Source organism: Aquabacterium sp., assembly GCF_049274795.1.
Lineage (GTDB): Bacteria > Pseudomonadota > Gammaproteobacteria > Burkholderiales > Burkholderiaceae_C > Aquabacterium.
This window is the reverse complement of record NZ_JBASTH010000026.1, coordinates 17451-36191: the sequence shown is the minus strand read 5'-3', so window position 1 is coordinate 36191 and position 18741 is coordinate 17451. Positions and strand designations below refer to the sequence as shown.

The following is an 18741-nucleotide window of genomic DNA, read 5'->3' as shown; positions in this document are numbered from 1 at the left end:
AGAGAAAAAATATTGTCGTCAGTCAGGCTGCGCCACCGCCTCGGTGCCATAGCGCCGGGCAATGTAGGTTTCCACGATCTGCTGGAACTCCTGGGCGATGCCTTCGCCGCGCAGCGTCATGGCCTTTTCGCCATCGATGAACACGGGGGCCGACGGCGCCTCGCCATTGCCCGGCAGGCTGATGCCGATGTCGGCATGCTTGCTCTCGCCCGGACCGTTGACGATGCAGCCCATCACGGCCACCTTCATGCCTTCGACGCCAGGGTACTTGGCACGCCAGACCGGCATCTGCGCACGCAGGAAATCGTCGATCTGCTTGGCCAACTCCTGGAAAGTGGTGCTGGTGGTGCGGCCACAACCAGGGCAGGCCGTGACGCTGGGCACGAAGACGCGCAGACCCAGGGCCTGCAGGATCTCGGAAGCGACCACGACCTCTTGCGTGCGGGCTTCGCCGGGCTGGGGCGTGAGCGAGACGCGGATGGTGTCGCCGATGCCCTCCTGCAGAAGGATGGCCAGGGCCACGCTGGAGGCCACCGTGCCCTTGGTGCCCATGCCAGCTTCGGTCAGGCCCAGGTGGAGCGGGTAGTCGCAACGCTGCGCCAGGGCGCGGTAGACGCTGATCAGGTCTTGCACACCGCTGACCTTGCACGACAGGATGATCTGCTCGGGCGCCATGCCCATCTGCTGCGCCAGGCTGGCCGATTGCAGGGCCGAACTGACCAGGGCTTCGTACATGACCTGTCGCGCTTCCCAGGGCTGGGCACGATGGCCGTTTTCGTCCATCAGCTGCGCCATCAGTTCCTGGTCCAGGCTGCCCCAGTTGACGCCGATGCGCACGACCTTGTCGTACTTGAGCGCCGCCTCGATCATCTGGCCGAACTGCTTGTCCTTCTTGTCACCCTTGCCCACGTTGCCGGGGTTGATGCGGTACTTGGACAGGGCCTGGGCGCAATCGGGATAGTCGGTGAGCAGGCGGTGGCCGTTGTAGTGAAAATCGCCCACCAGCGGCACGTCGATGCCCATGCGGTCAAGCTGCTCGCGGATGTAGGGCACGGCCTGGGCTGCCTCGGGCGTGTTGACCGTGATGCGCACCATCTCGGAGCCGGCCAGCGCCAGTTCCTTGACCTGGATGGCTGTTCCGACCGCGTCGACCGTGTCGGTGTTGGTCATGGACTGCACACGCACCGGGGCGCCGCCGCCGATGGTGACCACGCGCGAGCCCCACACCACCCGTGCCTGGCGGCTGCGACGTGGCGCAGGCTTGGCAGCCTTGATGGGCTGCCCGGCGCATGAAAAAGGGGACGGGGACGTATCGCTCATGGCGTGGACTTCAACTCAAGTCGGGCCACATTGTTGCGCGCAAAGGGCTGCAGGTCGATGGCCCTGCCCAGGTAGCTGACCTGCATGCCCGACGCATTGCCGATCTTCACGTACAGAGGGGGCGAGCCATCAATGCCGATCGTCTCGCCTGAAGACACGGTGCGGGAGAGCAGTTTCTCGCCCTTGGCATCACGCACTTCAACCCAGGAATCCGCGAAAGACACCATGACCAGCGCACTGCCCGAGCGCATGGAGCCGGGCTGACGTGAACCCTCCACGGTGAGCACCGGCACGGGGCCGGAAGCCGCCGGCACCACCACGGTGGGCACCGAGGCCGCAGGCGCCAATTCTGCGGCAGCCGCGGCAGAGGCTGCCAAAGCCGCCGCCGACGCGCCGGACGCCACCACAGCCACACTGGGCACCACCTCTTCAGCCACCACGATCTGGGACGCCCCCAGGGCCACGGACTCGGCCCCGCCTTGCGAGGCGGTGGCCGTTGTGCTCTCACTGCGAGCCCACAGCGCGGCCCAGTCGACATCCGACGGGAACACGTACAGCAGGGCCGCCGCGAGCAGCACGCCCAGCGGCACCAGGTAGCGCGGCACCAGCAGGGCCGACCAGCGGATGCCCGGGCTGCTCATGTCCAGGTTGAGCTTGAGGCTGCTAGCCCGGGAGGCATCAAAGGGCACAGCCTTGGCCTCGCTGGCCACCAGGCTGATGGGCTGGGCCGCAGGCAGACTGGCCAGCACGCCGGCCGGATCAACCTTCAGGGCTCGGCACACCGCCATGGCCAGCGCACGCGTGAAGGCAGCGTCAGGCAGTTCCTGAAAGCGGCCGGACTCCAGAGCATCGAGTTTGGCGGGCGTGACCTTGATCAACAAAGCAAGGCCTTCGAGTGTCAGCCCACGGTCCAGGCGGGCCTGCCGCAGGAAGGATGCCGAGGGCACAGCGCCGCCCGCTGGAGCATCACCAGAAGCCGGTGTGTTCTCAATCATCAAAACGTCCAAGGTCCAGGGCCGTGGTCTCGCGGGCATTCGGGAAACGGCTGCGCAGCTGGGTGGCCAGCTCTTCCATCGTGGCCCGCCCGCCCAGCTTGCGCTCGATGCGGATGCCCAGCCAGAGCGATTCGGCGTTGGCCAGCTCCGGCACGTTGTTGACACGGCGAATGTAGAAGCGCGCACGGTCCAGATCGCCATTGCGATAGAACAGCGACGCCAGGTTAAAAGCGGTCACGGGATTGCCCGGCTCCATCTCGTAGGAGCGCTTGAGCGACGCCTGCGCCTCGGGCAACTGCCCGGCCTGCATCTGGCACACGCCACGCGCCATGAGCGTGCGGGAGGTCTGCACGCTCATCGGCAGCTCGACCGCACGGGCGAACAGTGCATCGGCCTCGGCATACTGCTGACGCTGGCAGAGGAACCAGGCGTAGTTGTGCAGCACACTGCCATTGCGGGCATCGAGCTGGATGGCGCGCTTGTAGCTTTCCTCTGCCAGACCGGGCTCATTCATGCCGCTGTAGATCAGGCCCCGCAGCTCGTAGGCGGCACTCATGTTGCCATCAAGGGCAATGGCCTGCTTGACCTCATCGAGCGCCGTGGTGAGCTGCCCCCGGCTGAAATAGGCGCCGGCCAATTCCAGGCGAAGCCGCGCACGGCGGCGCACTTCGGTTTCATCGGAGGCCGTGACGATATCGCGCCCTGCGGCGCTGGACGTCATGGCCTGGCGGGACACGGGCGACTGCTGCCCTGCCCCCGTGGTGGCGCAACCCTGCAGGACGATGAGCGCGGCCACGCCCGTCGAGGCCAGTGCCGAACGGCCCAGGCCTGCCAGGCTCCGTGGGGTGAATGACATCCCAAGAACTCCTCGAACTCGACGTTGAAACAAGGCCCCGACACCGGAGCCACGCGGATGTGCCCGCATCAGACCTTGCGAGCCGCCACGGTGGCCGGCTGGATCACGATGGGCTGGCGCAGCATGCGCTCGCTGGCACGGGTGCGGTCCTGCACCTCACCGGCCAGTTGACCGCAGGCGGCGTCGATGTCATCGCCACGCGTCTTGCGGACAGTGGTGACGATACCAGCATCGACCAGGATGCGGGCGAAGGCCTGCACCCGGGGATTGTTCGAGCGTTTGAGCCCGGACTGGGGAAACGGATTGAACGGGATCAGATTGAACTTGCATGGCACTTTGTTGCGCACCAGGGCAATCAGTTCCCGGGCATGCTCGTCGGTGTCGTTGACGCCATCGAGCATGCAGTATTCGAAGGTGATGAAATCGCGCGGGGCGGCGCTCAGGTAATCCACGCAGCTGGCCAGCAGCTCGGCGATGGGGTACTTGCGGTTGAGCGGCACCAGTTCGTCGCGCAGCGGATCATTGGGCGCATGCAGCGACACGGCCAGGGCCACGGGGCAGTCCTTCTGCAGACGCTCGATCATCGGCACGACACCCGAGGTGGACACCGTGACACGGCGGCGCGACAGGCCATAGCCATGGTCGTCGAGCATCGTGCGCAGTGCGGGCACCAACGCGTTGTAGTTCTGCAGCGGCTCGCCCATGCCCATCATCACCACGTTGCTGACGATGCGGTCATCGCGCTTGAAGCGCTCGCGCAGCGTGTGCTCGGCGTGCCAGAGCTGGGCGATGATTTCGCCGGTGCTCAGGTTGCGTGAAAAGCCTTGGTGGCCGGTGGAGCAGAAACGGCAGCCGACGGCGCAGCCTGCCTGCGAGGAGATGCACAGCGTGGCGCGGTCGTCCTCGGGGATGTAGACGCTCTCGACGGCATTGCCGCCGCCCACGTCGAATAGCCACTTGATGGTGCCATCGGCGGACACATGTTCGCTGATGACCTTCAGGCGCTCCAGCGTGGCCACACCCTGCAGCTTCCCGCGCAGAGACTTGGCCAGGTCCGACATCTGGTCGAAGTCGGTAGCGCCTTTTTGATGGATCCAGCGGAACAGCTGGACGGCGCGAAAGCGCTTTTCGCCCAGCTGCTCGCAAAACGCCGTCAAGCCTTCAAGATCGAAGTCGAGCAGGTTGACGGCGCTCATGGCACATACCTCCAGCCCGCGATCAGCGGCTGTAGACGTTCAGGCCGGGGAAGAAGAAGGCAATTTCTTGCGCGGCGGTTTCAGCGGCGTCAGAACCGTGCACGGCGTTGGCGTCGATGCTGTCAGCGAAATCGGCGCGGATGGTGCCCTTTTCAGCCTTCTTGGGGTCGGTGGCGCCCATCAGGTCGCGGTTCTTGGCGATGGCGCCTTCACCTTCGAGCACTTGCACGAACACGGGGCCGGAGACCATGAAGTCCACCAGGTCCTTGAAGAAGCCGCGCTCCTTGTGCACGCCGTAGAAGGTCTCAGCTTCTTGACGCGACAGTTGCACCAGCTTGGCAGCGGCAACCTTCAGGCCTGCGCCTTCAAAACGGGCGACGATCTGGCCGATCACGTTCTTGGCGACAGCGTCGGGCTTGATGATCGAGAGGGTGCGTTCGATGGCCATGTAATTTGCTCCGAAATTCGGTTATTTGACAAAACCCGGCATTGTACTGCGGGCAAGTATCAGGTTGTTGAAACTGGGGAGATCAGCGACGACGGCCACCGCCGCCCCGGTTGCCGCCACCGCCGCCGCCCTTGTTGCCAAAGAAGGCGTCGGCACCGATGTAGCCCACCGAGGTCTGCAGCGGATCGGGCTCACGGGGGCCGCCCTTCTTGCCGCCGCCACGCTGACCTTGCTGCTCGTGCTGGTCCGGCCGGCCGAAACCGGAGGTGATGCGCTTGGAGCCCTTGGCGAACCGGCGGTCGAAGGTCTGCTCCAGCGGGTTGGGGATCGGTCCGATGTGGTCATGATCGTCATCGCTGTCAGAGCGGCGGTCCATCGGACGGTCATCGCGGGGCGGACGAGCCTGCTGCTGACGGTCCGGACCACGGTTGCCTTGGTTGTTGCCCTGGTTGTGGCCGTTACCGTTGCCGCGCGGGCCTTGGCCTCGCTGCTGATTCTGGCCGTTGCCCTGGCCGAACTTGTCCTTGTTGCCGAACTTGCCCTGGCCACCGCGCTGGTTGTCGCGCTGATTGTTGTTGCCGTTGCGGCCCTGGCGGTCGTCGCGGTCATTGCGACGGCCTTGTCCCTGGCCCTGGCCTTGTTGTCCCTGGCCTTGCTCCTGGCGGTCACCGCCGGCCAGGAACTTGACCGCGCGCACATCCGACTCGCCCAGCTCGACCCACACGCCGCGCTTGAGGCCCAGCGGCAGCACGATGGAGCCGTAGCGCACGCGAATCAGGCGGCTGACCGTCAGACCCACCGCGTCAAACAGCTTGCGCACTTCGCGGTTGCGGCCTTCCGTGATCACGACGCGGTACCAGCGGTTGACGCCTTCGCCACCGCCTTCTTCGATGGACTTGAACGAGGCGGATTGGCCCTCGATGTCCACGCCTTCGAGCAGCTTGGCCTTGGCGTCAGCGGCGAGCGAGCCCAGCACGCGCACGGCGTACTCGCGCTCCACGCCGAAGCGGGGGTGCATCAGCTGGTTGGCCAGATCACCGGAGTTGGTGAACAGCAGCAGGCCTTCGGTATTCAGATCCAGGCGGCCGACGGATTGCCACTTGCCGTGTTGCAGGCGGGGCAGGCGGCGGAACACGGTGGGGCGATCCTGCGGATCATCGTGCGTGACGACTTCACCCACGGGCTTGTGATAGGCCAGGATGCGGGCCGGCGGCGGCGAGATGCGCACGCGGATGGGCTTGCCGCCCACGGCGATCTTGTCGCCGAAGGAGACGCGCTGGCCGATGTGGGCCACTTCGCCATTCACGGAGATACGGCCGTCTTCGATCATCTGCTCGATGTCGCGGCGAGAACCCACGCCGGACTGGGCCAGCACCTTCTGCAGCTTGGGCGCATCCGGCTCGGGGCGCAGCACGCGCTTGGTCTGGGCGGCCTCGGCGTCAGCGCCTTCGGCCTCCGCCTCTTCTTCATGGGCTTTGTCGAAATCGCCAGCCAGCAGCTCAGCGAACACGGCAGAAGCCTGTTCGGCGGCGATGGCCGCGCGGCGCGACGGACGGGGCTCTTCATCGGTGCCCGCAACCTGACCGCCCTCGCCTTCCTCGGCCTGGCGCGATTCGCGGCGCTCACGGCGCTCCTGGCGATCGTGCCGGTCACGACGGGGGCGGTCGCGGGACTCGCCTTGCTCGCCACCTTCGGGGGCAGCTTCTGCGGCCTCGCCAGAGGCCTCGGCGCCGGCGTCAGCACCCTGCTCTGCCGGGTCCAGCTGGAAGAAGCCATGGCCGGCGGATTCGCGGATCACCGGGGCTTGCTCGACAGGCTCAGCAACGGGCGTTTCATCAGCGGGTGCGGCATCGGCCAGCAGATCACCCTGCTCGGGGGCCACGGCCTTGCGGCGGGGGGCACGCTTGGGCTTGGCCGGCGCTTCTTCAGCCACCGGATCCAGGGCGGGCGCCTCAGCCTCAGCCTCTGCGGCAGCCACGGGCGCAGCCTCATCAGCAGCCTTGGTACGGCGCCGGGACGTCTTGCGGGCCACGGGAACCTCACTGCCGTCCGCCTCGGTCGGCGCGGCGGCTACCGCTTCAACGGCGTCAATGGCTTCAGGGGCCTTGGCGCGGCGGGTGCGCTTGGGCTTGGCGACGGCGTCGGCACCGGCCTCTTGCGGCGGTGTCGTGTCTTGAGGCTCTTGCATGGGCGTGTCGGTCATCGTCGGACAGGAAAGTGTGTTCAGGGGGCCGGCGCCACGGGGGCGTCATCGGCGGTATCGGGGCCGGCATCTGCCTCGGGCTGAGGGGCGGTCATCGTGGGTTCGGTGTGGATGTGTAGCTCGGCGTGGTTGACCGGCGTCAACGCGACCTGGGGCGCCAAGGATTCGGCAGGTGCGGGGGCTTCGGCAGCCTGTGGCACGCCGGCCTCGTCGGCGGCCTCAATGACCGCGCCCTCAGCCGACTCGAAATCCAGAGAAGAGGTTCCCTGCGCCGGCACATCGGTGTTGCCATCGGTATCGGCATCGCCCTCAGCGGCGGCTTCCTCGGCCTGAAGCTCCGGCAACAGGGCCTGCACGGCGCCCATGTGGTCGAGCTCGGGCAGTTGCTCCAGCGAAGTCAGGCCCAGGTCATCCAGGAACTGCCGCGTCGTGGCATACAGGCCAGGGCGCCCGGGCGCATCGCGGTGGCCGATCACCTCGATCCAGCCACGGTCTTCGAGCTGCTTGACGATCTGGGTGCTGACGGTCACGCCGCGGATGTCTTCGATGTCGCCGCGGGTGACGGGCTGACGATAGGCAATGATGGCCAGCGTCTCCATGGTGGCGCGCGAGTACTTGGGCGGCTTCTCGGGGTGAAGCCTGTCCAGGTACTCCTGCACCTCGGCGCGGGTCTGGAAGCGCCAGCCGGAACCTGTCTCGCGCAGCTCCGCCCCCCGGCCTTCCCAGCGATCAGCGAGCTCGTGCAACAGCGCCTTGACCTCATCGGCCGACAAGGCGTCGTCGAACAGCACCCGCAGCTCACGGATGGTCATGGGTTGGTGGGCGCACAACAGCGCCGCTTCAAGGATGCACTGCGCATCCTGGCGATCGAGAATGTCCATCTCTCCAGTCACTTCAAGCCGGAAACCCCGTGCATCAGCCGGACAACCGTCCGGTCTGGCGGATCAGCCTGGCATGCGCCGGGCCCGGCAAAAAGGCAGCATCAGTCGGATCGTTTGGGGTGCATGGGTGAGGGCCCCCGTCCCTGTCGGAGCCGCTGGCCGCGCAAAGGCGTACGGGCAGTTGCTCCGATACCCGGCGGTGCCTTTCGTTCCGCCTCATCTCTCTCGATGAGGCCGGACTGGATCGACTGCCGCCAACAGCGTGTCACACGCTTGTGGGCTCATTATGCACGACTTGGGACCAGGCGGCGGCCATATCGGGCGGCAAAGGTGCCTCAAATGCCAGTTCGTGCCCAAGCACGGGGTGCGCCAGCACCAGACGGGCGGCGTGCAGCGCCTGACGCGTGAGGCCCAAGGCCGGCGCCCCGCCGTACAGGGCATCGGCCAGCAGGGGCCAGCCCCGCGAGGCCAGGTGGACCCGGATCTGGTGGGTACGGCCGGTGTGCAGCGTACATTCCACGGCACTGACACTGCCCTCGGTGGGGCCTTTGCACCCGTCTGCGGCCACGGGCGACAGACGGGCCAGACAACGCACATCGGTCATGGCAGGCTTGCCGGAGGCCACCACGGCCATCCGCACCCTGGAGACAGGATCCCGCCCGATGGGCGCATCGATGCGAAGGCTGTCGGGCGGCGCGCCCCAGGTCAGCGCCCGGTACTGCCGGTGTATTTCGCGGGCCGCGATGGCGCGGGTGAGCGCGGTGCAGGCCTGCAAGGTCTTGCCCACCACCATCAGGCCGCTGGTGTCCTTGTCCAGCCGGTGCACGATGCCTGCGCGGGGCAGCAGCCCGGCACCCTCGTGGCGAGCCAGCAGGCCGTTCATCAGGGTGCCTTGCCAGTGGCCGGCGGCGGGATGCACCACCAGGCCCACGGGCTTGTCGACAATCATCAGGTGCTCGTCCTCGAACACGATGGGCAGATCCATCGCCTCGGGCACGAAGGCCTGGCTTTGCGGTGTCGGGCGCAACTCGGCCACCACTTGCTGGCCGGCCTGCAGCTTGCGCGACGGCGTGCTGATAGCCCGACCATCGACCGAGATGCAGCCCGCCTCGATCAGGTGCTGCAAGTGACTGCGGGAGAACTCCGGCGCCTTGCCTGCCAGCCATTGGTCCAGGCGGCGGCCATGGGCTGATGTCTCCACCGGCTCACGCAGCACGATGGTCTGGGCAGGGGCAAAACCGCTTCCACCTGACTCAGCTGGAGCCCCCGCATCGAGCAGTTCATCGCCCGCCAGATCCTCATCGCCCACCCAGGCCGGCGGCACAGGCACCAAGGCCTCATCCGGCTGGGCCGCAAGTGCCGTATTCGGCTCAACAGGCTCGGTTCGTGAACGGTTCTGACGGTCGGACCGCTTTGGCATGTGGCAGTGCTTCTATACTGCGGGGTGTTGCGCACTTCTGCGGCCCCCGCATACGATTCAAGTGAAAGTTTCCAAGCATCCCCTGAGCAGCCTGACCCAGGTGCTGAGCAAGAGCCTGTGGGCCGGTGTAGCGGCCGTTGTGCTGATGGCTGGCCTGGCAGGCTGCGGCTCGACCCCTGAGAACGAGTTCTCCGGCACCAGCGTCGATCAATTGTATGCGGACGCCCGGGAAGAGGCCTCTGAAGGCAATTTCGAAAACGCCATCAAGCGCTACGAAAAGGTCGAGGCACGCGCCACCGGCACCCTGATGGCCCAGCAGGCCCAGCTCGAACTGGCCTACGCCTACTACCGGACGGGCGAACGGGCCCAGGCGCTGGCCAAGATCGAGCGCTTCGTGCGCCTGCACCCCACCAGCCCCGCGCTGGACTATGCCTACTATCTGCAGGGCCTGATCAATTTCAACGATGATCTGGGCCTGTTCGGCTGGCTGTCCAAGCAAGATCTGAGCGAGCGTGACCAGCAGGCCTCCCGCGATGCCTACGAATCGTTCCGCCAACTTGTCGAGCGCTTCCCCACATCGCGCTATGCGCCCGATGCCCGCCTGCGCATGAACCACATCGTGAACTCGCTGGCCGCTGGCGAAGTGCACGTGGCACGCTTCTACTACCGCCGTGGCGCCTACCTGGCCGCTGCCAACCGCGCACAGACGGCGGTGACGGAGTACCGCAACTCGCCCGCGATCGAGGAAGCCCTCTTCATCATGGCCCGCAGCTACGACAGGCTGGCCATGCCCCAGTTGCGCGACGACGCCATGCGCGTGCTCAAGACCAGCTTCCCGCAGAGCGCCTACCTGACGCAGGGCGACGCCACCATCGAGAAGAAGTGGTGGAAGCTGTGGTGAGCCTTGGCTTGACCGCCGCCTGACATGACAACGGCCCCTGATGGGGCCGTTTTTCATGGCATTCGCAGCGAGTGCTCAGGGCGCCCAGCAACGCTCAATCGCCCTCGGTGCCACCGGTGGTGAAGCCGGTCAGGCGCCCCTGGTCGTGCACGCTGTCACCCATGGGCTGCACGTCCACCGGCTCATCGACCGGCGCGAACTCATCGGCATCCCGGTCGGTCGGCGCACCCAGCAGGTTCTTGAAGCGCTTGGAGCGGTCGTAGGGGAACACGTCGTGCACGTAGCCCGCCTGGATGCGCTCCTTGTGGGTCTGCCAGTACGCCACATCGAGCAGATCACCGTGGTGCTGCATGAAGATGCTGCGCACGCGCGGATCGCCCAGCAGGAAGGGGCCGAAGGTCTCGGGGAAGACATCGTACTTGCCCACGCTGTACCAGATCTCACCAGACATCTCTTCTTCCTCGTTGCGCGGCTCGGGCACCTTGCGGAAGTTGCAGTCCGTGACGTACTCGATCTCGTCGTAGTCGTAGAACACGACCTTGCCGTTGCGCGTGACCCCGAAGTTCTTCCACAGCATGTCGCCCGGGAAAATGTTGGCGGCCACCAGATCCTTGATGGCGTTGCCGTACTCGATCACGGCGTGCTCCAGGCTCTCGCCCTCGGCCTCCTGGATATAGATATTGAGCGGCACCATGCGGCGCTCGATGTACAGGTGCTTGAGCACGAGCACATCGCCCTCCTCCTCCATCAGGCTGGGCGAGAACTTCTTGAGCTCCGCGATCAACTCGTCGTCGAAGCGGTGGCGCGGGAAGGCCACATTGGTGAACTCCAGCGAGTCAGCCATGCGGCCCACGCGGTCATGCTGCTTGACCAGCAGGTACTTGCTCATGATGAGCTCGCGCGTGGTTTCCTTCTGCGGCGGGTAGTAGTCCTTGATCACCTTGAACACGAAGGGATAGGACGGCAGATCGAACACCAGCATGACCATGCCCTTGATGCCGGGCGCGATGCGGAACTTGTCGGTCGAGTGGCGCAGGTGAAAGAGGAAGTCGCGGTAGAACAGGTTCTTGCCGTGCTTCTGCAGGCCCAGCGCGCTGTAGAGCTCGGCGCGGGGCTTGCGCGGCATCAGGGTGCGCAGGAACTGCACGTAGGCCGAAGGCACCAGCATGTCGACCATGAAGTAGGCACGCGCGAAGCTGAAAAGCGCCAGCAGATCATCTTCACCAAACAGCGCGGCGTCGATGTACAGGTGCTTCTTGGAGTTGTGCAGGATGGGGATGGCGAACGGCAGGCTGCGGAAGCCATTGATCACCTTGCCGACGATGTACGCCCCCTTGTTCCGGTAGAACAGGGATGACAGCACCTGGATCTGGAAGTTGGTGCGCAGGCGCACATTGCCCACCTGCTCCTGCAGCGAGTCGAAGACGAAGCCGATGTCGCGGTCCAGATCCTCGAAGGGCACGTTCAGGCCGTAGCTCTGCACCACCGCCTTGAGCGTTTCGCGCAGGTTCTCGCGGGTGGGGTAGTAGGCGCGGAAGCTCGGCATGCCGTCCGCGTCGTCATCATCGATGTATTCGGTGGACACCGCCGGCCGCACGAAGATGAAATCGTTGCGGTAGTACTTGCGGTGCAGGATCTGGATGGTGGCCGAGTTGAAGAAGGTCTCGGCCAGTTCGGGCTGGCGGTGCCCCGTCAGCAGGCCAATGTAGAACAGCTTGATCTGCTGCCACACCTCCATGGGCAGTTGGCTGGCGGCGTAGTCGGCCTCCAGGCTGGCCACGGTCTCGTCCACCCGCAGATCGTAGAACTCGATCCGGGCGCGCTGGGCATCCTGCTGGGCGTGCCAGTCGGCCTGCTCGAAGCGCTGCTTGGCCTTGGCGCTGGTGGCGCGGAAGATCTTGTAGTGCTTGTCGAAGCCGTCGAGCAGGGCCTGGGCGATCTCGAAGACACGGGTGTCGGTGAGTTGCTGGGGAAACATGCTGCGCCTGTGTGAATGTGAGGTGATGTGGGCCCGCGCAGGGGGATCAGGCCTGGTCGGCCGCCGACAAGTGCCCGGCATAACGGTTTCTGAGTGCCTCCAGTGCACGGGCGTAGGCCTCGGGCACGTCTTCGGCCTTCGAGGTGGTCATGCGCAGGTCCTTGATCAAACCGTTATGCAAGCCGTAGACCCAGCCGTGCACGGCCACTTCCTGGCCCTGCTCCCAGGCGCTCTGCACCACGGTGGTATGGCACACATTGAGCGCCTGCTCCAGCACGTTGAGCTCGCACAGGGCGTCCAGGCGCACAGGCCCCTCGGGCAAGGCGTTCAGCCACTGCTGATGGTGATTGCGCACATCCTGCACGTGGCGCAGCCAGTTGTCGGCCAGGCCCACGCGCAGGTTCTTCATGGCCGCATTGACGCCGCTGCAGCCGTAGTGGCCCACCACGATCACATGCTTGACCTTGAGCGAGTCAATAGCGAACTCCATGACGGAGAGGCAGTTCAGGTCAGAGTGCACCACCACGTTGGCCACATTGCGGTGCACGAACAGCTCGCCCGGCAGCAGGCCGACGATTTCATTGGCCGGCACGCGGCTGTCGCTGCAACCGATCCACAGGTACTGCGGCGATTGCTGCTGTTGCAGGCGGGTGAAGAAACCGGGCGTGCGCTGCTCGATGTCTCGGGCCCAGGCGCGGTTGTTGTCAAACAGGTGATCCATCTTCATGCGGTCAAGTGTAGACAACTTCCGAAGTGCGGCTGAATGCGGCATGCATGCAAAGCCCTCGCCCACCAGGACGCCCCTATGGAAGGCACAATCGTTCGGTCATCAACGAAGTCAGATCCCGATGCAGTCGTCCGCAGCCCCTCAGCATCCCGCCCTGCAGTACCCGTGGGAGAGCACCCAGCCAACCCCAGGCGAATGGATGACGCTGCGCCCCGGCCTGCACTGGGTGCGCATGCCCCTGCCCTTCGCGTTGAACCACATCAACCTGTGGGTGCTGGACGATGAACTGGACGGGCAGCCCTGCTGGACGGTGGTGGATGCCGGCGTGTCCATCGACGCCATCCACGAGGCCTGGCGCACGCTGTGGGCCGGGCCGATGGCGGGCAAGCCGCTGGGCCGCATGCTGGTCACCCACATGCACCCGGACCACATCGGCAATGCACAGTGGCTGATCGAGCAGTTCAGCCCTACGGGGCACCCGGCCCGGCTGTGGATCAGCGCGACGGATTTCCTGGCGGCCACCATCGCCTGCCAGTCCACCACCGGCTACGGCGGTGACCGTGCGGCGGATTACTTCGCCTCCCACGGGCTGGACGATGGCAAAGGCCTGCCGCTGATCCGTCAGCGTGGCGGGTACTACTCGTCGATGGTGCCCTCCGTGCCGGCCAGCTACCGCCGCCTGCGCGAGGGCATGACCGTGTCGATCGGCGGACATGATTGGCGCTGCATCGCCGGCTTCGGCCATGCGCCGGAGCACATCGCCCTGTACAGCGAGGCCCAGGGCGTGCTGATCTCGGGCGACATGCTGCTGCCCAAGATCTCGACCAACGTCAGTGTGACGGATGCGGAGCCCGAAGCCGATTCGCTGGGCCTGTTCCTGGATTCACTGAGCCGCTACGAGGAGCTGCCGCCCGACACGCTGGTGTTGCCCTCTCACGGCCACCCCTTCGTCGGCATCCACGCGCGGGTGGACGCCTTGCGCACCCACCACCAGGAGCGCCTGGACGACATCCGCCAAGCCTGTGCCGAACGGCCCAGCACGGCGGCCGAGCTGCTACCCGTGCTGTTCAAGCGCGCGCTGGACATGCACCAGACCACCTTCGCCATGGGCGAGGCCGTGGCGCACCTGAACTACCTGTGGCACCGGGGCGAGCTGCGCCGCCAGGCCGATGAGCAAGGCGTGTGGCGCTTCAGTCCGGGATGACGGCGTGGCGCAGTTGCTCGCGCGCCTGATCGTACTCAGGCAGCACGGAGCGCACCACGCCCCAGAAGCGAGGGCTGTGGTTCATCTCCTTGAGATGCGCCAGTTCATGCGCCACCACGTAATCGACAATGGCTGGCCCGAAGTGGATCAGGCGCCAGTGCAGGCGGATGGAGCCATCGACACTGGCACTGCCCCAGCGCGTGCGCGCCGATGACAGGCGCAGGCTGGACACCTTCACCCCGAGTTGCGCGGCATAGTGGCGCACGCGCAAGTCGAAGTACGCCAGCGCATAGCGCTGCAGCCACGCGTTGACGGCATCGCGGATCTGTTCGGCCGTGGCACTCTGCGGCAGGCCCAGGTGCAAGGTCTTGCGCGGCACACCCGGCAGGGCCTGGGCATCCTCGTGCAGATGGGCACCGGGCTGACGGGCATCGAGCACCAGGATCACGGACTCACCCAGCACGGGCACCACTGCGCCTTCGCGCCATTCGATGCGCGCGGCCGCCTGCTGGCGTTCACGCTCACGCTGTTCGGCCAGCTTGGTGCATATCCAGCGCGCCTTCTCCGTCAGCGCGGTTTCGATCTCGGTCCAGCCCACCCAGCGGGGGGCACGCACGCTCAGGCCTTCGACGCCCACCACCATGCCGATGCTGCGGCGCCGCACCCGCTTGAGCTCGAAGGCCACCAGCGCATTGCCCAGGCGGATCTCGTGATGAGCTTGCGGATGGCGAAACACCGGCAGGTTGTCCACCGGACTCGGGTCACGCGTCAGACGCTGCTTGCGCGCCGAGGTCTCGTCGCCCTGCCCTTTGCCTGGCGCCTTTGGCGTGCCCGAGCGAGGGCGCCCGCTGCCGGCTTGATCAGCCACGTCCGGCGCGACCACCGGTGTCGAGGCAGGCGCCTCGGCCGGCGATTCATCCGACCACCAGGGCAAGGTGAGCTGCTGGTGGACGCTCATGCGCGCGAGCCTCCCGGGCTGGTCTGCAGGGCGCCTGGCGGCTTGGAGCGCGCCGTGTAGGCATCAGGATCCAGGCGACGCATCTCACCCTCGATCCAGGTCTCCACCTCGTCCATCACCTGCTGAGGGGTACGACCCGCCACGGGGATAGGCGCCCCGACGGACACATCGATGACACCCGGCCGCACCCACCAGCCCTTGGGCCAGCAGCGGCCGGAGCTCACGGCCACAGGCAGCACCGGCGTGCCGGTGTCCACCGCCAGCCGGGCCGCGCCCAGCTTGTACGGCAGTTGCCCACCGCGCGGCCCACGTGTGCCCTCAGGAAAAAGGATGATCCAGTTACCCCGGTCCAGCATGCGGCGCCCCTGCTCGGCCACCTTGCGCGAGGCCTCGCCACGGCGGGCACGGTCGATGTGCACCATGTCCAGCCGGGCCAGCGCCCAGCCGAAGAACGGAATCCACAGCAACTCGCGCTTGAACACGTAGGACAAGGGGCGCGGCATGGCCACGCTCAGGAAGAAGGTCTCCCAGGCGGATTGGTGCTTGGCGCAGATGATCAGGGGCTGCCCGGCCGCATGGGCCGCGTCCACCTGCTCCCAGCCCTGCACCCGGTGCTCGATGCCGCAGATGGCGCGCGCACCCCAAATCGTCAGCCGGTTCCAGCCCGCAGCAAACCAGTAGAGACGCGCCCCGCCGATCAGCACCGAGGCCAGCACCAGCACAGCCGCATAGGGCACCACGGTCACCGCCATCCACACACCGAAGGCCAGCGAGCGCAATGCCACCGCGGCCTGACATCTGTTCATGAAAATTCGCCCATGTGCGTGGCCACGGGTCCATCCTCACCGTGGGCCGCGCGATCACGCAGGATCAGGAAGTCGGCGAAGGCCGACAGGTCGGGGTGGATGGTCAGCCCCGGCACCTGGCGGCGCAGGTCCACCAGTTCAACGTCCGTCATGGCGGCGGCCTGGCCGGTGCGCACCAGGTGCGGCTCGCAGCCCACGGACTGGGCAGCCAGCACGTCGCGCGGCAGGTCGCCCACCATGGGCACCTCGTCGAGCGACACGTTGAAACGCTCACCGATCATCTTGAACAGCCCCGGCTGCGGCTTGCGGCAGGTGCACTGGTCTTCAGGCATGTGCGGGCAGAAAAACACCGCATCGACCCGGCCGCCATGGCGCGCCAGCATCTGGTGCATCTTGGCGTGCATGGCGTTCATGGCCGCCATGTCGAACAGCCCCCGCCCGATGCCGGACTGGTTGGTGGCCACCACGACGTGCCAGCCGGCGTGGTTGAGCCGCGCGATGGCCTCGATGGCCCCAGGCAGCGGCACCCACTCCTCGGGCGACTTAATGTAGTCGTCGCGTTCGTGGTTGATCGTGCCGTCGCGATCCAGGATGACCAGCTTCATGGCTGCAAAGTATGACGTACAGGGGCCGCGCCGTACAACGTGACCCCATTCACCCGATTCAGGCCGCCAGGCGGGACAGGTCCGCCACGCGGTTCATGGCGCCATGCAGCGTGGCCAGCAGCCCCAGGCGGTTGGCCTTGAGCGCGGCATCCTCTGCATTGACCATCACCCCATCGAAGAAGGCATCCACCGGGGCCTTGAGCACCGCCAGGGCCTTGAGCGCACCGGTGTAGTCGCCGGCCTCGAAGGCCTGCTGGGCCTGGGGCGCGACGGACTGCAGCGATTCGTACAGGGCTGCTTCTGCCGGCTCCTTGAGCAAGGCGGTGTCCACGCGGGCTTCGGTCTCGCCTTCAGCCTTCTTGAGGATGTTGCCCACGCGCTTGTTGGCGGCAGCCAGGGCGGCCGCCTCCGGCAGCGCGGCGAAGGCACGCACGGCCTCCAGGCGACGGGTGACATCGCCCAGGCGGGCCGGCTTCAGCGCCAGCACGGCATCGACCTCCTGGGCGCTGTAGCCCTGCTCGCGCAGGGACACGGCCAGGCGGTCAGAGAAGAAGGCCAGCAGCGGCTCGGTCGGGTCCTGGATCAGCTCACCGAAGGCCGGAAGGGCTGCTTCGATCAGGGCCGGCAGCGACAGCGGCAAGTGCTTTTCGACCAGGATGCGGATCACGCCCAGGGCGTGGCGGCGCAGCGCGAACGGATCCTTGTCACCCGTGGGCAGTTGGCCGATGCCGAACAGGCCGATCAAGGTCTCGAGCTTGTCGGCCAGGGCCACCACGGTGCCGGTGTGGTTGCGCGGCAGGCTGTCGCCGGCGAAACGAGGCTTGTAGTGGTCCTCGATGGCGATGGCCACGCCATCACGCAGGTTCTCGTGGCGAGCGTAGTAACCGCCCATGATGCCCTGCAGCTCGGGGAACTCGCCGACCATGTCGGTCAGCAGGTCGGTCTTGGCCAGGCGGGCTGCTTGCTGCGCCTTGCTGTCGAGCGCGGCGAAGTGGTCCTGGTCGTCCACCGTGATGGGCACGGTGCCCAGGCTCCACTGCTTGACCACCTCGTGGGCGATGGCGCGCACGCGCTCGGCGCGCTCGCCCTGGGTGCCCAGCTTGCCGTGGTAGACCACCTTGGCCAGGCCAGCCACGCGGGATTCCAGCGTCTTCTTGCGGTCTTGGTCGAAGAAGAACTTGGCATCGGCCAGGCGCGGACGCACCACGCGCTCGTTGCCGCCGATCACGAAGCTCGCATCCTCGGGGCTGATGTTGCTGACGATCAGGAACTGGTTGGTGAGCTTGTCTTGAGCATCCAGCAGCGGGAAGTACTTCTGGTTGGCCTTCATGGTCAGGATCAGGCACTCCTGGGGCACTTCCAGGAAGGCCTGCTCGAAGCGGCCGGTGAGCACATTGGGGCGCTCGACCAGGGCGGCGACCTCGTCCAGCAGGGCGTCGTCGTCGATGGGCTTGAGGTCCGTGCCGGCCTTGGCGGCGGCGGCCTGCAGCTGGCGCACGATCTCGGCGCGGCGCTCGGCGAAGCTGGCGATCACAGCGCCATCCTCACGCAGTTGCGCAGCGTAGCTGTCGGCATCGCGCAGCACCACGGGGCTGACCTTGGCCTCGAAGCGATGGCCTTGGGTGCTGTTGCCGGATTTCAGTCCCAGCACCGACACGGGCACCACGGTGCTGCCGTGCAAGGCCACCAGGCCATGGGCCGGACGCACGAAGTTCACGCTGGTCCAGCCGGGCTGGAAATTGGCGCCTTCGCCCTGCTCCAGCTGGTAGGTCATCACCTTGGGGATGGGCAGCTTGGCCAGGGATTCGTCCAGGGCCTTCTGCAGGCCTTCGGCCAGCGTGGCACCCGATTTGACACTGTCGTAGAACAAGGCTTCAGCCTTGCCATCGGGCGCGCGCTTGAGGCCCGCCACAGCTTCAGGGCCTGCGCCCAGCGCGGCCAGCTTCTTGAGCAGGGCCGGCGTGGCATTGCCAGCGGCGTCCAGGCCGACGCTGGCGGGCATCAGCTTTTGCTGCACGGCCTGGTCGGCCGCCTTGCCAGCCACAGCCGCCACATGCACGGCCAGGCGGCGCGGCGACGCGAACGAGGTCACGGCTGCATCGGCAGCGGCCAGGCCCTGCGCCTTCAGGCTGTCGGCCAGCACGGTGGCGAAGGATTCGCCCAGCTTCTTGAGCGCCTTGGGCGGCAGCTCTTCAACGAACAGTTCGACCAGCAGGTTGGCCTTTTGATCCACGGAGGTCATG

16 protein-coding genes are annotated in these 18741 nt (G+C 66.4%); 2 read left to right on the top strand and 14 right to left on the bottom strand.

The window, feature by feature from the left end; translation table 11 throughout:
• Positions 1-18: 18 nt before the first annotated feature.
• From ispG to WAQ08_RS03235, 8 genes are all read right to left on the bottom strand, one after another.
• Positions 19-1320: a flavodoxin-dependent (E)-4-hydroxy-3-methylbut-2-enyl-diphosphate synthase gene (gene ispG / locus WAQ08_RS03270; RefSeq protein WP_422189207.1), complete on the bottom strand. Its 1302-nt coding sequence runs from the start codon at positions 1318-1320 to the stop codon at positions 19-21.
• A complete protein-coding gene (locus WAQ08_RS03265; RefSeq protein WP_422189206.1) occupies positions 1317-2315 on the bottom strand; it encodes a helix-turn-helix domain-containing protein in 999 nt (332 codons plus the stop codon). The genes ispG and WAQ08_RS03265 overlap by 4 nt, the downstream gene beginning before the upstream one ends.
• Positions 2308-3171: a type IV pilus biogenesis/stability protein PilW gene (gene pilW / locus WAQ08_RS03260; protein WP_422189205.1), complete on the bottom strand. Its 864-nt coding sequence runs from the start codon at positions 3169-3171 to the stop codon at positions 2308-2310. The genes WAQ08_RS03265 and pilW overlap by 8 nt, the downstream gene beginning before the upstream one ends.
• A gap of 68 nt (positions 3172-3239) precedes the next feature.
• Positions 3240-4367, bottom strand: a complete 1128-nt coding sequence (gene rlmN / locus WAQ08_RS03255) for a 23S rRNA (adenine(2503)-C(2))-methyltransferase RlmN (protein ID WP_422189204.1) — start codon at positions 4365-4367, stop codon at positions 3240-3242.
• Positions 4368-4389: 22 nt separating this feature from the next.
• On the bottom strand, positions 4390-4815 hold the full coding sequence (gene ndk, locus WAQ08_RS03250) for a nucleoside-diphosphate kinase (protein ID WP_422189203.1): 426 nt from the start codon (positions 4813-4815) through the stop codon (positions 4390-4392).
• 82 nt (positions 4816-4897) lie between these two features.
• On the bottom strand, positions 4898-7003 hold the full coding sequence (gene rluB / locus WAQ08_RS03245; protein WP_422189202.1) for a 23S rRNA pseudouridine(2605) synthase RluB: 2106 nt from the start codon (positions 7001-7003) through the stop codon (positions 4898-4900).
• Between the two features lie 35 nt (positions 7004-7038).
• Positions 7039-7899, bottom strand: coding sequence for an SMC-Scp complex subunit ScpB (scpB, locus tag WAQ08_RS03240; protein ID WP_422189201.1), 861 nt, complete (start codon positions 7897-7899; stop codon positions 7039-7041).
• A gap of 265 nt (positions 7900-8164) precedes the next feature.
• Positions 8165-9229: an RluA family pseudouridine synthase gene (locus WAQ08_RS03235; RefSeq protein ID WP_422189200.1), complete on the bottom strand. Its 1065-nt coding sequence runs from the start codon at positions 9227-9229 to the stop codon at positions 8165-8167.
• Between the two features lie 235 nt (positions 9230-9464).
• Between WAQ08_RS03235 and WAQ08_RS03230 the strand changes: the two genes are divergently transcribed.
• Positions 9465-10220 (top strand): outer membrane protein assembly factor BamD, encoded by a 756-nt coding sequence (locus tag WAQ08_RS03230; RefSeq protein ID WP_422189339.1) that lies wholly within the window; start codon positions 9465-9467, stop codon positions 10218-10220.
• 94 nt (positions 10221-10314) lie between these two features.
• Here the strand turns inward: WAQ08_RS03230 and aceK are convergent, their stop codons facing one another.
• Positions 10315-12198, bottom strand: coding sequence for a bifunctional isocitrate dehydrogenase kinase/phosphatase (aceK, locus tag WAQ08_RS03225; RefSeq protein WP_422189199.1), 1884 nt, complete (start codon positions 12196-12198; stop codon positions 10315-10317).
• A 46-nt stretch (positions 12199-12244) separates the two neighbouring features.
• Entirely contained in the window at positions 12245-12919 is a 675-nt protein-coding gene (gene can, locus WAQ08_RS03220) for a carbonate dehydratase (protein WP_422189198.1), read from the bottom strand.
• A gap of 127 nt (positions 12920-13046) precedes the next feature.
• Here can and WAQ08_RS03215 point away from each other — a divergent pair, with 127 nt between their 5' ends.
• On the top strand, positions 13047-14129 hold the full coding sequence (locus WAQ08_RS03215) for an MBL fold metallo-hydrolase (RefSeq protein WP_422189197.1): 1083 nt from the start codon (positions 13047-13049) through the stop codon (positions 14127-14129).
• Here the strand turns inward: WAQ08_RS03215 and WAQ08_RS03210 are convergent.
• Genes WAQ08_RS03210 through glyS form a run of 4 tightly spaced genes read right to left on the bottom strand, consistent with a single transcriptional unit; the run spans position 14116 to position 18740 of the window.
• On the bottom strand, positions 14116-15087 hold the full coding sequence (locus tag WAQ08_RS03210; RefSeq protein ID WP_422189196.1) for a M48 family metallopeptidase: 972 nt from the start codon (positions 15085-15087) through the stop codon (positions 14116-14118). The genes WAQ08_RS03215 and WAQ08_RS03210 overlap by 14 nt on opposite strands.
• Positions 15084-15893 (bottom strand): lysophospholipid acyltransferase family protein, encoded by an 810-nt coding sequence (locus WAQ08_RS03205; protein ID WP_422189195.1) that lies wholly within the window; start codon positions 15891-15893, stop codon positions 15084-15086. Before WAQ08_RS03205 ends, WAQ08_RS03210 begins: the two co-directional genes overlap by 4 nt.
• Positions 15890-16498 carry a D-glycero-beta-D-manno-heptose 1,7-bisphosphate 7-phosphatase gene (gene gmhB / locus WAQ08_RS03200; protein WP_422189194.1) on the bottom strand — a complete coding sequence of 203 codons (609 nt, stop codon included), beginning with the start codon at positions 16496-16498 and terminating at the stop codon, positions 15890-15892. Before gmhB ends, WAQ08_RS03205 begins: the two co-directional genes overlap by 4 nt.
• Before the next feature lie 58 nt (positions 16499-16556).
• Positions 16557-18740, bottom strand: coding sequence for a glycine--tRNA ligase subunit beta (gene glyS, locus WAQ08_RS03195; protein WP_422189193.1), 2184 nt, complete (start codon positions 18738-18740; stop codon positions 16557-16559).
• Between the last annotated feature and the right edge of the window lies 1 nt (position 18741).